General features: G+C 64.9%; 7 protein-coding genes. 4 read left to right on the top strand and 3 right to left on the bottom strand.

The features are described 5' to 3' along the window. The first annotated feature begins 85 nt into the window (after positions 1-85). Entirely contained in the window at positions 86-1,030 is a 945-nt protein-coding gene (locus Y882_RS12995; protein WP_046972363.1) for a GGDEF domain-containing protein, read from the top strand. Positions 1,031-1,170: 140 nt separating this feature from the next. Here Y882_RS12995 and Y882_RS12990 read toward each other — a convergent pair whose 3' ends face one another. Both Y882_RS12990 and Y882_RS12985 read right to left on the bottom strand, forming a co-directional pair. Continuing rightward, a complete protein-coding gene (locus Y882_RS12990) occupies positions 1,171-4,455 on the bottom strand; it encodes a multidrug efflux RND transporter permease subunit (RefSeq protein ID WP_046972362.1) in 3,285 nt (1,094 codons plus the stop codon). Positions 4,456-4,470: 15 nt separating this feature from the next. Then, positions 4,471-5,685: an efflux RND transporter periplasmic adaptor subunit gene (locus Y882_RS12985; protein WP_046972361.1), complete on the bottom strand. Its 1,215-nt coding sequence runs from the start codon at positions 5,683-5,685 to the stop codon at positions 4,471-4,473. An 829-nt stretch (positions 5,686-6,514) separates the two neighbouring features. On the opposite strand from Y882_RS12985, the gene Y882_RS12980 reads away from it, so the two are divergent. From Y882_RS12980 to Y882_RS12970, 3 genes are all read left to right on the top strand, one after another. Next, positions 6,515-11,449: an NAD-glutamate dehydrogenase gene (locus Y882_RS12980; protein ID WP_046972360.1), complete on the top strand. Its 4,935-nt coding sequence runs from the start codon at positions 6,515-6,517 to the stop codon at positions 11,447-11,449. Between the two features lie 127 nt (positions 11,450-11,576). Then, positions 11,577-12,338, top strand: a complete 762-nt coding sequence (locus Y882_RS12975) for an NAD kinase (RefSeq protein WP_046972359.1) — start codon at positions 11,577-11,579, stop codon at positions 12,336-12,338. A 130-nt stretch (positions 12,339-12,468) separates the two neighbouring features. Beyond that, positions 12,469-13,398 carry a 5'-nucleotidase gene (locus Y882_RS12970; RefSeq protein WP_046972358.1) on the top strand — a complete coding sequence of 310 codons (930 nt, stop codon included), beginning with the start codon at positions 12,469-12,471 and terminating at the stop codon, positions 13,396-13,398. A gap of 155 nt (positions 13,399-13,553) precedes the next feature. Here Y882_RS12970 and Y882_RS12965 read toward each other — a convergent pair whose 3' ends face one another. Next, complete coding sequence (locus tag Y882_RS12965; protein WP_046972357.1) at positions 13,554-14,432, bottom strand: aldo/keto reductase; 879 nt, start codon at positions 14,430-14,432, stop codon at positions 13,554-13,556. Between the last annotated feature and the right edge of the window lie 360 nt (positions 14,433-14,792).

Below are 14,792 nucleotides of genomic sequence, written 5' to 3'. Positions count from 1 at the left end.
TTTGCAGGCTTTCTCCCACGAGCATCACCACGGCACGATGGTTGCTTCGCACCAGGGATCTGAAACCACCTGCCGCGAGCCGCCCATGACCGATGTCGTTGAGAAGCTGGAAGTAGAGAGCATGGTCTACAAGACCCTGCTCGAGTCCACCAAGGCCATTCCCTGGCGCATCCAGTGGGACAGCCTGTCGTTCTCCTATATCGGCCCGCAGATCGAGCACTTGCTCGGCTGGGCGCCGGACAGCTGGGTCAGCGTGCAGGACTGGGCCGAGCGCATCCATCCCGAAGATCGCGACTGGGCGGTCAACTTCTGCGTGGCGCAGTCCAAGGCCGGCGTGGATCACGAGGCCGATTACCGCGCGCTGTGCAAGGACGGCAGCTATGTGTGGATCCGCGACGTGGTGCATGTGGTGCGCAAGGACGATGGCAGCGTGGACGCGCTGGTCGGCTTCATGTTCGACATCAGCGAGCGCAAGCGCACCGAGCAGCGCCTGATTGAACTGCAGCGTGAGCTCGAAGCGCTGTCCTTCAAGGATGGCCTCACCGGCATCGCCAATCGCCGCCGCTTCGACAGCGTGTTCGAGGAGGACTGGGAGCAGGCGCGCCGCAGTGGCAAGCCGCTGTCGCTGCTGATGCTCGATATCGATTACTTCAAGCAGTACAACGATCACTACGGCCACGTGCAGGGCGATTACACGCTCAAGCTGGTGGCCAAGGTGCTGGAGAAGGCCGTGCGTCGTTCGCACGATTTCCTGGCCCGCTTCGGCGGCGAGGAATTCGTGCTGGTGCTTCCCGATACCGATGCAGCCGCGGCGCGCGAAGTGGCCGAGCGCTGCCACGCGCTGATCGAGCATGAGTGGATTCCGCATGAGCGCTCGATGGCGCGCAAGTCGCTGACCATGAGCATTGGCGCGGGCACGGTGGTGCCGATGCATGGCGATGAGCGTTTGTCGTTCCTCGAACTGGTCGACCGGCGCCTTTATCAGGCCAAGCAGGCGGGTCGCAACACCACGGTCAGCAGTGACGACTGACGCACGCACCTTCAACTCGTCATGCCGGCCTGCGCCGGAATGACGAGGAAAGCAGCGTCGCTTTCCTGGCGCTCCGCGTAGGGCCAAAAAAAGCCCCGGTCTTTCGACCGGGGCTTTCGTTTGACTACCGTAGGTCCGGATTAACCGCCGCGACGCGGGTCCGAATCGAACGGCTGCATCGCACTGCTCGGCGTACCACCGGTACCACCGCCGCCCTGCGGCGCGGCAGCTTCGCCATGGGCCGGGCGGATCTTGCGGGACGGTTCGTCCAGCTTGTCGCCCAGTGCGCGGCGCACCGTCACGTAGAACACCGGGATCAGCAGCAGACCCAGGAAGGTGGCGAAGATCATGCCGCCGATCACGCCCGTGCCGATGGCATGGCGGGAGTTGGCGCCGGCGCCCGTCGAAATGAACAACGGGAACACGCCGAGGATGAACGCCATCGAGGTCATCAGGATCGGACGCAGTCGCTGGCGGGCCGCCGTGATGACTGCATCGAACAGCGACTTGCCGTCCTGTTGCTGCTCCACCGCGAATTCCACGATCAGGATCGCGTTCTTCGCCGCCAGGCCGATCACCGTGATCATGCCGATCTTGAAGTACATGTCGTTCGGCAAGCCGCGCAACATCGAGAACACGACCGTGCCAAGCAGGCCCAGCGGCACCACCAGCAGCACGGCGACCGGGATCGACCAGCTCTCGTACAGTGCGGCAAGGCACAGGAACACGATCAGGATCGACAGCGCCAGCAGCAGGGTGGCCGAGTTGCCGGCCAGGATTTCCTGGTACGACTGACCCGTCCAGTCCGCGCCGAAGCCCTTGGGCAGGTCGTGGTCGACGATGCCCTGCAAGGCGTTCATGGCCTGACCGGTGGAGTAGCCCGGCGCTTCGTTACCCACGATTTCGACCGCGGCGTAGCCGTTGTAGCGGGTCAGGGCAGGCGAGCCCATGTCCCACTTCGTGTTGACCACACTGGAGATCGGAATCATGTTGTACGGATTGACCGTAGCCTGGTACGACGACGTGGAGGTCGACGAACTGCTGGCCGCCGCGCCCGGCGCGAGGCTGCTGGGCGTGTAGATGTGCTGCAGAGCGTCGGGGCCCATGCGGTAAGCCTGGTCCGCCTGCAGATAGACGCGCTTCACGCGGCCACCGTAGACGAAGTCGTTGACGTACACCGGCGCCAGCGTGAGCTGGATGGCCGTGTACACGTCGCTGACCGACATGCCCATCGCCTGAGCCTGCGTGCGATCGACCTTCATATCCCACTGCGGCGCATCGGGCAGCTGGTTGGGACGCACGCCGAACAGGGCCTTGTTGTCCTTCGCCTTGCCGACAGCCATGGCCATCGCCTGCATCAGCTCGCCATGCGTCTGGCCCGCGCGGGCCTGCAGATACATGTCGATACCGCCGAACTGGCTGAGGCCGCGGATGGTGGGCAGGTTGACCACGAAGATCTGCGCGTCGCGGATGCCGTGGAACACGCCGTTCAACTTCATGATCAGCTCATCGGCGGTAATTGCACGCGAATCCCAGTCCTTGAGCTTGATGAAGGCCATGCCGGTGCTTTCGCTCTGGCCGATGAAGCTGAAGCCGCTGATCTGGTACATGCCGATGATGTCATCGTTGTACGGGCTCTTCTTCACGCGTTCGCGCATCTCGGCCATCACGTCCTGCGTGCGGTGCAGGGTGGCACCCGGCGGCAGGTTGACGATGGCCAGGGCAAAGCCCTGGTCTTCGCTGGGCACGAAGCTGGTGGGCAGGCGCGTGTAGAGGAAGCCGGCCAGCACCGCGACCAGGGCGAACACGATCATCCAGCGCGGCGCATGGCGCGTCGCACTGCCGATGTGGCCGCCATAGGTGCGCGTGACCCAGTCGAAGGTCTGGTTGAACTTGCGGTAGACGATGTTCTTCTTGTGCTCGTGCTCAGGCTTGAGCAGCGTGGCGCACAAGGCCGGCGTGAACGACAGCGCGAGGAACGCGGAGAAGCCCATCGACACGGCGATGGTCAGCGCGAACTGCTTGTAGATCACGCCCGACGCACCCGGCTGCAAGGCGGACGGCACGAACACCGCCGCGAGCACCACGGTGATGGCCACCACCGCGCCGGTGATCTGGCCCATCGCCTTGCGTGTCGCTTCCTTGGGCGAGAGCTGCTCCTCGCTCATGATGCGTTCGACGTTCTCGATCACCACGATCGCGTCGTCCACCACGATACCGATGGCCAGCACCATGCCGAACAAGGTCAGCTGGTTGATGGTGAAGCCCAACGCCACCAGGCCGATGAAGGTACCCAGCAGGGCCACCGGAATCACCAGGGTGGGGATCACCGTGGCGCGGAAGTTCTGCAGGAAGATCAGCATCACCAGGAACACGAGGATGATGGCCTCGATCAGGGTGTGCACCACTTCCTTGATGGAGATCGTCACGAACGGGGTGGTGTCGTACGGAGCGAACCAGGTGACGCCCTCGGGGAAGTCCTTGGACAGCTCGTTCATCTTGGCCTTGACGGCGTCGGCCACGTCCAGCGCGTTGGCGCCGGGCAGCAGCTGCACGCCCAGGCCGCCGACCTGCTGGCCGTTCCACGTCGCACCCAGGCCGTAGCTCTGCGGGCCGAAGTCGATGCGCGCCACGTCGCTGAGCTTCACCACCGTGCCGTCGCTGTTGGCGCGCAGGATGATGTTGCCGAACTCCTGCGGGGAGGAGAAGCGGCCTTCAGCGGAGACGGTGGCGGTAAAGCCCTGTTCCTTCGGCGACGGATCGGCGCCCAGCGAGCCGGCGGCGAACTGCACGTTCTGCGCCGCCACGGCGGAGAACACCGAGCTGGGCGACAAGCCGTAGCCGTGCATCTTGTCCGGGTTGAGCCAGATGCGCACGCCGTACTCGGCGCCGATCAGGCGGGTGGCGCCCACGCCGGGAATACGGCCGACCTGGTCCGCCACCTGGGACGCAATCACGTCGGCCAGGCGGTTGCCGTCGATGTCCGGGTTGTTGGACACCAGCGACACGAACATCAGGAAGTCCGGGTTGCTCTTGGCCACCACCACGCCCTGCTGGGTCACGGCGGTCGGCAGGCGCGGCTGGGCCAGCTGCACCTTGTTCTGCACCTGCACCTGGGCGATGTCCGGATCGGTACCGGTCTCAAAGCTCAGCGTGATCGAGCTGGTGCCGTTGGAGTTGGAGGAGGAGGAGAAGTACAGCAGGTGGTCGATACCGGTGAGCTGCTGCTCGATCACCTGGGTGACGTTCTTCTCCATGGTGTCGGCGTTGGCGCCCGGATACGTCGCGGACACCACCACCTGGGGAGGCGCGATGTTGGGATACGACTCGATACCCATGTTCAACACGGAGATGGTGCCAACCAGGGTGATCAGGATGGCCACCACCCACGCGAAGATGGGACGGTCAATAAAGAAACTCGGCATGTTGGTCGACTCCCTTTACTGCTTGCCGCCAGCAGCATGACCCGCTGCTGCCGGTGGACCCTGCTCGCCGGGCTTCTTGTTCGGATCGAACGGCGCCGCCTTGGCCGGCTTGCCGGGCTGCACCGTCTGCAGGCCGGAGACGATCACCTGGTCGCCGCTGCTCAGGCCGCTGGTGACGATGAAGTTCGAACCGGCCAGGTTGTCCGCGGTGACGTTCTTGCGGGCGACATTGCCGTCCTGACCCACCACCAGCGCATAGGCGCCGACCACGTCGCGCTGGATGGCCGCCTGCGGCACCAGGAACACGTTGTGTAGCTCGCCGAGGTTGGCGGTGATGGTGATGTAGGTACCCGGCAACAGACGGCGCTGCGGGTTGGCCAGCAGGGCGCGCAGGTTGATCGAGCCGGTGGTCGGATCGACCGTGGCGCCGGAGAAGTCCAGCGTGCCGTCCTGGTCGTACTTGCTGCCGTCGGGCAGGGTGACCTTCACGGTGGTCTTGCCCTGATCGCTCAGCGACACATTGCCAGCGGCCTGGGCCGCGCGCAGGCGGTCCAGATCGGCCGCGCTGACCGTGAAGTTCACGTACAGCGGATCGAGCTGGTCGACCGTGGTCAACAGCGTCGAGCTGGAGCCGGAATCGGCGGCGCCGTTGCCGACGATGGCACCCTCGGTCACCTGTTGCTGACCGGCGCGGCCGTCGATGGGCGCCACCACGCGGGTATAGCTCAGGTTGATCTTGGCGCTTTCCACGGCGGCCTGCAGCTGCTTCACCGAGGCGGCACCGCTGCGCTCGTTGGCTTCGGCGGCGTCCAGGTCGGACTGCGAGATGTAGTTCTGCGGGCGCAGCTTGCGGTCGCGCTCGGCCAGGTTGTGGAAGTTCACGTAGGTCGCCTGGCCCGCGGCCAGGTTGGCCTTGGCCGAGTCCAGCGCTGCCTGGTAGATCACCGGGTCGATCTCGAACATCACCTGGCCGGCCTTGACGTCGGTGCCTTCCTGATAGACGCGCTTGAGCAGCACACCCGACACGCGGGCGCGCACATCGGCGCTACGGTAAGCCGACACGCGGCCCACGAGATCCTTGGCTAGCGGCGTGCTCTGGGCCTGGGCCTTGACGACACCGACTTCCGGCGGCGGCGCCTGCGGCGGGCCTTGATCCTTGCCTTTGCCACAGGCGGCCAGTGAGAGCAGGCCAAGGCACAGCAGAGGTGTGCGCAGTGACGTGGACTTCATGTGGGCTCCATTTCTTTTTTAATGTGGTCGGGGATGCAGCGCGTCGACGCCTCTCCGGGCGGCGACAAAAGGGGCTTGCAACGAACACGCAGCGGCCCCGCTAGTCCGAGCGTCCCGTAAACGGGCAGGCAAGGAAGGGCAGGGTCGGTAAAGCCGTGGCTCGTTCAGGCAGGCGAGCTTGGACTATACCGTACAGTTTACAATTTGTAGAGACACCCCTGATACGCCGGATCGGCCTCCCTGGGCCATTCAGACGCGTCCTATGTGTTCCGCTGGGTTGGGTGGCTGTACTCCCAACGGGACGTGCGACCTAATTTTGGCTGAATTCCGTGAAGGAAGGGTGTCGGCCACTAAGACAGGGGACGGCCGTCGCCCGGATGGTGCCTGCGGCGGCTTGCGAAAGCCTGTGCCGATGGTCCGGTTGCGGCGGTCGCGCGCTTGCTGGCAACAAGCGGTCGCGCGAGCGGACGGGCAGGCCCGAAGCAGGCATGGCGGTCCATAGGTCGACCATTTCATCTGCTGCGCTGCAACGTTTTGAATGCGTCGTCGCCATGACATACGCAGGGGTATCGGCTGATCCGCGGTGGACACGAATCGCCAGCGTTGCAGCGGCAACACGCGAGCGCGGCAAGTTTTCGTCCAAGTGCGCAAGCGCTTGGTTGTCATGCAAACGTCGCATGGAAAGCGATGCAGGCTCATTGCTGCACGGGCGTCATGACCTGCCGCTAGCTGAAGTGCATCTTTCGCAAGTGTGGATAAGGCATGGCGCGAGGCGTATTCTTTTGAGGCTTTTTTAGCCTCATTCCGTCTCCCCAACACAGTAGATGCCATGAACGCGATTCGTGCGGCTAGCAACAGCTCGTTCCCCACTGTTGTTTTCGAAGAACTGAAGCAAAGCGGATTTCCTACCGGGCGCCTTGATGAGGCGCAATTTTTTATCAGCGCTTTCTTCGCGCGCATCGCCGATGGCGATCTCGAACTCCACACCGCCCGCGAGTGGGCCGCCCTGATCGCCGACTTGCTCACCTTCGTGCAGCAGCGCCAGCCGGGCCGCGCCTCGGTGCGCGTGGTCAATCCGGCCACCGGCCACGCCGGCCGCAGCTACATCCAGGTCGTCACTGACGACATGCCGTTCCTGGTCGACACGGTCACCATGGTGGCGGCCGACCAGCTGCAGATCCACGCCGTGATCCATCCGGTGGTGGAGGTGGCGCGCGATGCCTCCGGCAAGCTGCTGAAGATCGGCGCCGCCGACGGGCAGAGCGAGTCGGTGATGCACTTCGAAGTGGACCGCGTGGCCGACGACGAAGAGCTGGCCAAGCTCAAGGCGAAACTGGAAGGCGCGCTGGAAGACGTGCGCGTGGTGGTGGCCGACTGGAAGAAGATGCGCGACCAGGCGCTCGCCACCGCCGACGACCTGCCGTCGCGCCAGCTGCCGCTGGACGCCGCCGCCATCAAGGAGGCCTCCGCCTTCCTGCGCTGGCTGGCCGATGACAACTTCACCTTCCTCGGTTACCGCGAATACGAAGTGACCGAAGCCGATGGCGAGGAAGTGCTGCGCGCCAACGAAAGCTCGGGCATGGGCATCCTGCACAAGAGCGAACGCTCGCTCGCCCCGCGTTCGCTGCGTTCGCTGGTGGCCAGCGACCTGCCGCAGTCCGGTTCCACCGACGCCATCATCCTGACCAAGACCAATGCGCGCTCGCACGCGCATCGTCCGGGCTACATGGATTACGTGGGCGTGCTCAAGTTCGACGCCAACGGCAAGCCGGTGGCCGAACAGCGCTTCCTGGGCCTGTTCTCCTCCAACGCCTATATGGCGCGTCCGCAGGACGTGCCGCTGGTGCGCCAGAAGTTCGAGTACGCGATGGAGCGCTCGGGCCTCAAGCGCGACTCGCATTCGGGCAAGGCGCTGCGCCACATCCTGGAAACGCTGCCGCGCGACGAGCTGTTCCAGAGCAGCGACGAAGAGCTCTACACCACCGCCATGGGCACGCTGGAACTGCGCCAGCGCGCACGCACGCGCCTGTTCGTGCGCCGCGACCGCTACGGCCGCTTCGTCACCTGCATCGTCTACGTGCCGCGTGACCGCTTCAACACCACGGTGCGCGAGCGCATCGAAGCGCTGCTCAAGGACGCCATGCGCGGCGAGAGCCTCGATTCGTCCGTGCTGATGGGCGAAGCCGCGCTGGTGCGCCTGCATGTGGTGGTGCGTCCGAAGATCGGCGACCAGGTGCATTACGACGTGGCCGAACTCGAGAAGGGCGTGGCCACCATCGTGCGCAACTGGCATGATGACGTGCGCGACGAACTCGTGCGCACGCTGGGCGACCACGACGGCGTGGTGCTGGCCAACCGTTACGCCAAGGCGCTGCCCGCCGGTTACGTGGAAGACGTCTCGCCGGCCACCGCCGCCGAGGACGTGCACCAGCTGTCGCTGCTCAAGGGCGACGACGCCGTGCGCATGTCGTTCTACCACCCGGCCTCGCGCCCGGAAGAACTGCGCTTCAAGATCTATCGCAGCGGCGGCGACATCGCGCTGTCCGAAGTGCTGCCGCAGTTGGAGAACCTGGGCCTGCGCGTGCTCACCGAGCACCTGTACGACATCCATGTCGGCGGCACTATGCTGTACATCCAGGACTTCGAAGTGCAGACCGCCGGCAGCCTCGCTTTCAGCGTGGAACAGGTGGGCACGCTGTTCGAGGACGCGTTCGAGCAGATTTGGCGCGGCAATGCCGAGAACGACGGCTTCAACCGCCTGGTGCTCGGCGCCAAGCTGAGCTGGCGCCAGATCGCCATGCTGCGCGGCTACTGCAAGTACCTGCTGCAGACCGGCGTGGCGTTCTCGCAGAGCTATATGGAAGACGCCTTCAACCGCTACCCGGCAATTGCCGGCCTGCTGGTGGAGTTGTTCCTGGCGAAGTTCGATCCGCGCCGCGAGTCGCTGTCCACGGATGAGCTCAAGCGCGCCGGCGAGCTGCTGCGCAACGAAATGCAGGTGCTGATCCCCGAGTCGCTGCGTCACGCGCATCCGGCCCTGATCGACGGCCTGGTGGCGGCGCTGTCCCAGCCGCGCGGCGAACAGCTGGCGGCGGTCGAAGAAGCCATCGGCACGCTGCTGGAAACCGTCTCCAGCCTCGACGATGACCGCATTCTGCGCAGCTTCGTGGCGCTGATCCGCGGCACCTTGCGTACCAGCTTCTTCCAGCAGTGGAACGATCAGTACCGCAGCTACATCAGCTACAAGTTCGATTCGCACCGCGTGCCGGACCTGCCCAAGCCGGTGCCGTACCGCGAGATCTTCGTCAGCGCGCCGCGCGTCGAAGGCATCCACCTGCGCTTTGGCGCCGTGGCGCGTGGCGGCCTGCGCTGGTCGGATCGTCGCGAAGACTTCCGCACCGAAGTGCTGGGCCTGGTGAAGGCGCAGATGGTGAAGAACACCGTGATCGTGCCGGTGGGCTCCAAGGGCGGCTTCTTCGTCAAGCGTCCGCCGGTGAACGGCGACCGTGACGCGCAGCTGGCCGAGGGCATTGCGTGCTACCGCATGTTCATCAGCGGCCTGCTCGACATCACCGACAACCTGATCGAAGGCAAGGTGGTGCCGCCGCACGACGTGGTGCGCCATGACAACGACGATCCGTACCTGGTGGTGGCTGCCGACAAGGGCACCGCGACTTTCTCGGATATCGCCAACGCCATTTCGGTCGAACACGGCTTCTGGCTGGGCGACGCGTTCGCGTCGGGCGGCTCGAATGGCTACGACCACAAGGGCATGGGCATCACCGCCAAGGGCGCGTGGGAGTCGGTCAAGCGCCACTTCCGTGCACTGGGCCGTGACAGCCAGTCGCAGGACTTCACCTGCGTGGGCGTCGGCGACATGTCCGGCGACGTGTTCGGCAACGGCATGCTGTTGTCGCGCCATATCAAGCTGGTGGCGGCGTTCGATCATCGCCATGTGTTCCTCGATCCGAACCCGGATGTCGAGCGTTCCTTCGTCGAGCGCGAGCGCATGTTCAAGCTGCCGCGTTCGAGCTGGGACGATTACAACAAGCAGCTGATTTCCGCGGGCGGCGGCGTGTATCCGCGCACGCTCAAGTCGATCCCGATCTCGCCGGAAGTGCGTGCGGTGCTCGGCCTCAAGCCGGACGTGACCCAGCTGGCGCCGAACGATCTGCTCAGCGCCATCCTGAAGGCGCCGGTGGACCTCCTGTGGAACGGCGGCATCGGTACCTATGTGAAGTCCAGCGCCGAAACGCATGCCGATGTGGGCGATCGCGCCAACAACGCGCTGCGCGTCAACGGCGTGGAGCTGCGCTGCAAGGTGGTGGGCGAGGGCGGCAACCTGGGCTTTACCCAGAAGGGCCGTATCGAAGCCGCCCAGCATGGCGTGTTGCTCAATACCGACTTCATCGACAACTCCGCCGGCGTGGACACCTCCGACCACGAGGTGAACATCAAGATCCTGCTCGGCGACGCCGTGCAGCGCGGCGAGCTGACCACCGAGCAGCGCAACACGCTGCTGGCCAGCATGACCGACGAAGTGGGCCAGCTGGTGCTGTGGGACAACTACCGCCAGAACCAGGCCATCACCTTGATGGAGCACCAGTCGGTGCATCGCATCGGTTCGATGGCGCACTTCATCCGCCAGCTGGAATCGGAAGGCCTGCTCGATCGCCAGGTGGAAAACCTGCCCAGCGAAGCGGAGCTGACCGAGCGCAAGTCGCGCGGCATCGGCATGACGCGTCCGGAACTGTCGGTGCTGCTGTCGTACGACAAGATCAAGCTGTACCAGCAGCTGCTCGACTCGGATGTGCCCGAAGATGCCTACCTCTCCAAGGAGCTGGTGCGCTACTTCCCCGAGCCGTTGCACGGCAAGTACGCCGAGCACATGCAGCGCCATCGCCTGAAGCGCGACATCATCGCCACGGCCGTGACCAACTCCACCATCAACCGCATGGGCGCCACCTTCATGATGCGCATGCAGGAGGACACCGGTCAGGGTCCGGCAGCCATCGCCAAGGCGTACACGGCAGCGCGCGAGATCCTCGATGCGCGTGAACTGTGGGCCCAGATCGAGGCGCTGGACGGCAAGGTCGCTGAGAACACCCAGATCGACGCCATCCTGCAGATCTGGTCGCTGCTGCGTCACACCACCCGTTGGCTGCTGAACCGCCCGGGCGGCACGCTGGACATCAACGCCAACGTGGAGCGCTACCAGACCGGCGTGACCGAGCTGCGTGCGGCCCTGCCGAACGTGCTCACCGAAACCGGCAAGCAGGACTTCGCCACCAGCCAGGAAAAGTGGGACGGTCTGGGCATGCCGGGCGAACTCGCCCTGCGCATGGCCCGTCTGCCCGAACTGCGCGCCATGCTCGACATCGTCGAAGTGGCACAGCAGAGCGGCCAGCCGATCGCCAAGGTGGCCGGCGTGTTCTACGAACTGGGCGAGGCGCTGGACCTGGAATGGCTGCGCAACCAGATCGAAGCGCTGCCGGTGGAAGGTGCATGGCACGCCCAGGCTCGCGGTTCGCTGCTGGATGAGCTTAACCACCAGCATCGCGCGCTGGCCCTGCAGGTGCTGTCGATGACCGGCAGCGCCAAGGACGTCTCGCCGGTGCAGGCGTGGCTGCAGCGTGACGACGCCACGCTCAAGTACACGCGCAACATGCTGGCGGAAATCCTCACCGAGAAGGCGGACTACCCGATCGCCTCGGTGGCGGTCCGCCGCCTGGCCCAGCTGGCGCAGGTGCCGGTGAACCAGTAATGCCCACCCGGCGTCTCATGGCGCCGGCGCGGTGAAGGTCAACGAAGGGCGCAAACCGGCGACGGTCTTGCGCCCTTCGTCCATCTACGCTCAACTGGCGTCCTCGCCCTGACCGTTGCCCGACCCTATGCGCTTCGCCTTTGTCGCCAGCGAAACCAATGTCGCCCAACAGGCCCGACGCAAACTCATCGACCGCTATGGCGATGCGCAGCCTGAGCAGTCGGATGTGATCGTGGCGCTGGGCGGCGACGGCTTCATGCTGCGCACGCTGCACGCCTATCGCGCGCTGCCGGCGCCGGTGTACGGCATGAAGCTGGGGCGCGTCGGCTTCCTGATGAACAAGCATCGCATCGACGAGCTGGAAGAGCGCATTTCGCGCGCGCATGCCGCGGTGCTCTATCCGCTGGAGATGCGCACCGTCGATGTCAATGGCGACGTGCATCACGCGCTGGCGTTCAACGAAGTGTCCTTGCTGCGCCAGAGCAATCAGGCGGCGCACCTGGAAGTGAAGCTCAACGACATCGTGAAGCTGCCCAACCTGGTCTGCGACGGCATCCTGGTATCGACGCCTGCCGGTTCCACGGCCTATAACCTGTCCGCGCACGGGCCGATCCTGCCGCTGGATGCCAATGTGCTCGCGCTGACCCCGATCAGCCCATTCCGTCCGCGCCGCTGGCGTGGCGCGATCCTGCCGCACCGCACCCTGGTCACCATGCGCGTGCTCGATCCCAATAAGCGCCCGGTCAGCGCCACCGCCGACTACCACGAAGTGCGCGACATCCGGGAAGTGGAGATCCGCCAGTCGGCGGGGCAGGGTGTGCGCCTGTTGTTCGATCCGGAGCACAATCTGGAACAGCGCATTCTGGATGAGCAATTCGCTCCGGACTGAAAGGGCAGGAGTGAGTGGAGAGGAGTGAGAAGTGAGAGTCGTGCGGCAGATCTTGTGCTTTCTCTCACTCCTCACTCCTCTCCACTCACTCCTCCCACTCACTCCTCGCCTTTTGCGCTAAATTGCCCCCATGACCCGCCCCGCGTCCGACGCCCACGATCCTTCCTCTGCCGGCGACAACCGCCTGGTGGTGGCCATTTCCTCGCGTGCCTTGTTCGACCTGGGCGACAGTCACGAGCTGTTCGAGCATCAGGGGCTGGATGCGTATCGCGCGTTCCAGATCGAGCACGAGAACGAGCTGCTCAAGCCGGGCGTCGCGTTTCCGCTGGTACAGAAGCTGCTGGGCTTGAACAAGCTGGCGGGCGATGTGCCGCCGGTCGAGGTGATCCTGTTGTCGCGCAACTCCGGCGACACCGGGCTGCGCATCTTCAACGCGATCCAGCATTACGGGCTGGAGATCAGCCGCGCCGCCTTCACCAGCGGCGCGCCCACCTCCGATTACATCGCGCCGTTCAAGGCCGACCTGTTTCTTTCCGCCAATGCGGAAGACGTGGGCCGTGCGCTGGCCGCCGGTGTGGCGGCGGCCACCATCCTGCCCTCGGTCGCGCCACCACGCGCCACCGAGCAACTGCGTATCGCCTTCGACGGCGACGCGGTGATCTTTGGCGACGAAGGCGAACGCGTGTCGCGCGAGGAAGGGCTGGAAGCGTTTCATCGCAGCGAACACAAGCTGGCCAACGAGCCGCTCTCGGTGGGGCCGTTCCGCGGTTTTCTCACCGCCGTGCACCGCCTGCAGGCAGCGTTCCCGGCCGAGGATTCACCCATCCGCACCGCCCTGGTCACTGCGCGCTCCGCGCCGGCGCACAAGCGGGTGATCCTCACGTTGCGGCGCTGGGGTGTGCGTATCGACGAGGCGCTGTTCCTCGGCGGCCGTGACAAGGGGCCGTTCCTCGACGCGTTCGGCGCCGATATCTTCTTCGATGATTCGCCGGCGAATGTGGAGTCCGCGCGCAAGCATGTGGCGACGGGACATGTGCCGCATGGTGTGAGCAACCGCTAAGCGCTGACCTCAGGGCACCCTGTGGGAGCGCACCCTGTGCGCGACAGCCCCCAAGTGCAAAGTCACGCTCGGTTGAGCGGCACCTTCATGTTGGCCGCCAGCAGGATAGGTCGCCGTGTCGCAGTCGCGCACAGGGTGCGCTCCCACAAGTGCAGTTACGGCACCGAATGCCCCTTGCTGGCGGTCCATATCGCATACCAGTCCTCGGCATCCAGCTTCACATCCAGCGCCGCCACCGCCTCGCGCAGACCATCGATACGCCCCGTGCCGGTGATCACGTGCGGACGCGACGGATGGCGCAGCGACCACGCAAAGGCCAGCGTGGTGAGTGTGACGCCGTAGCGATCCGCGATCGTCGTCATTTCAGCGCGCACGCGCACCGCCTGTTGATCCTCGCCGGTAAATAGCCGCCCACCACCCAGCGGCGACCAGATCATCGGGCGCAGGCCCAGCTGCTGCGCCTGGTCGAGCGTGCCATCGTCCAAAGCATCCATCTGCAGCGGCGACAGTTCGATCTGGTTGGTGAGCAACGGGTGATGCTGGTGCAGCAGCGCGAACTGGCTGGTCGTGTGGTTGGACACGCCCCAGTGCGCGACCTTGCCTTCGCGCGTGAGCGTGTCGAACGTCTCTGCCAGCTCCGCCGCGTCCATCAGATAGTCGGGGCGATGGATCAGCACCAGGTCCAGCTGCTCGGTGTGCAGGTTGCGCAGCGATTGCTCCACCTGCTGGCGCACGTAGCTGTCGGAGCTGTCGTAGTAGTTGATGCGATAGGGGTGTTGCGCGGAGCGAAGGCGGATGCCGCATTTGGTGATCAGCTGCATGCGTGCACGCAGTGACGGTGCGGCCTTGAGTGCCTCGCCGAACTGCGCTTCGGCCTGGTAGTCGCCGTAGATGTCGGCGTGGTCGAACGAAGTAATGCCAAGCTCAAGCGCCTGCTCGATCCAGCGCACGCGCTCCGGCACGCTGAATTGCCAGCTGGTGATGCGCCAGAGGCCGGCGACGATGGGAGAGAGGGGGAGGTTGGGGGTTGGCATTTGGCGATGGCTGAGGTGGGTTTGGCGGGAGTTTGACAAGGTGGGGGGATTGTCGCCAGCGGGTCGCTTTTTAGATTGATTGGATTGACTGGTTGAGCATCGAGCACTGGGCTACGTTTCGTTGCTCGTGATCGCGGTGCAGGCGCGCTTTTACTCGTCATTCCTGCGAAAGCAGGAGGCGCTTTTCAACAGCCGAATGGCTGGTCATCCAGTGACTGTGCGCTTGGTTTTCGCGATACGGCGACCTGGCTCGCCTGCCGCGGGCTTCCGTCCTCCTGCCGGAGGCCGGGTTACTTTCTCTTGCTTGCCCAAGAGAAAGTAACCAAAGAGAAGGGCCCCCCGGATGACGCGCCTTCCGGG

It is taken from the genome of Dyella japonica DSM 16301 (assembly GCF_001010355.1).
Classification (GTDB): Bacteria; Pseudomonadota; Gammaproteobacteria; order Xanthomonadales; family Rhodanobacteraceae; genus Dyella; species Dyella japonica.
This window is presented reverse-complemented; position numbering and strand designations above follow the sequence as displayed.

What these genes read in the sequence shown, in the direction of transcription:
- Y882_RS12995 (WP_046972363.1), top strand. Translation starts at nt 86, where the DNA reads ATGACCGATGTCGTTGAGAAGCTGGAAGTAGAGAGCATGGTCTACAAG.
- Y882_RS12990 (WP_046972362.1), bottom strand. Translation starts at nt 4,455, where the DNA reads ATGCCGAGTTTCTTTATTGACCGTCCCATCTTCGCGTGGGTGGTGGCC.
- Y882_RS12985 (WP_046972361.1), bottom strand. Translation starts at nt 5,685, where the DNA reads ATGAAGTCCACGTCACTGCGCACACCTCTGCTGTGCCTTGGCCTGCTC.
- Y882_RS12980 (WP_046972360.1), top strand. Translation starts at nt 6,515, where the DNA reads ATGAACGCGATTCGTGCGGCTAGCAACAGCTCGTTCCCCACTGTTGTT.
- Y882_RS12975 (WP_046972359.1), top strand. Translation starts at nt 11,577, where the DNA reads ATGCGCTTCGCCTTTGTCGCCAGCGAAACCAATGTCGCCCAACAGGCC.
- Y882_RS12970 (WP_046972358.1), top strand. Translation starts at nt 12,469, where the DNA reads ATGACCCGCCCCGCGTCCGACGCCCACGATCCTTCCTCTGCCGGCGAC.
- Y882_RS12965 (WP_046972357.1), bottom strand. Translation starts at nt 14,432, where the DNA reads ATGCCAACCCCCAACCTCCCCCTCTCTCCCATCGTCGCCGGCCTCTGG.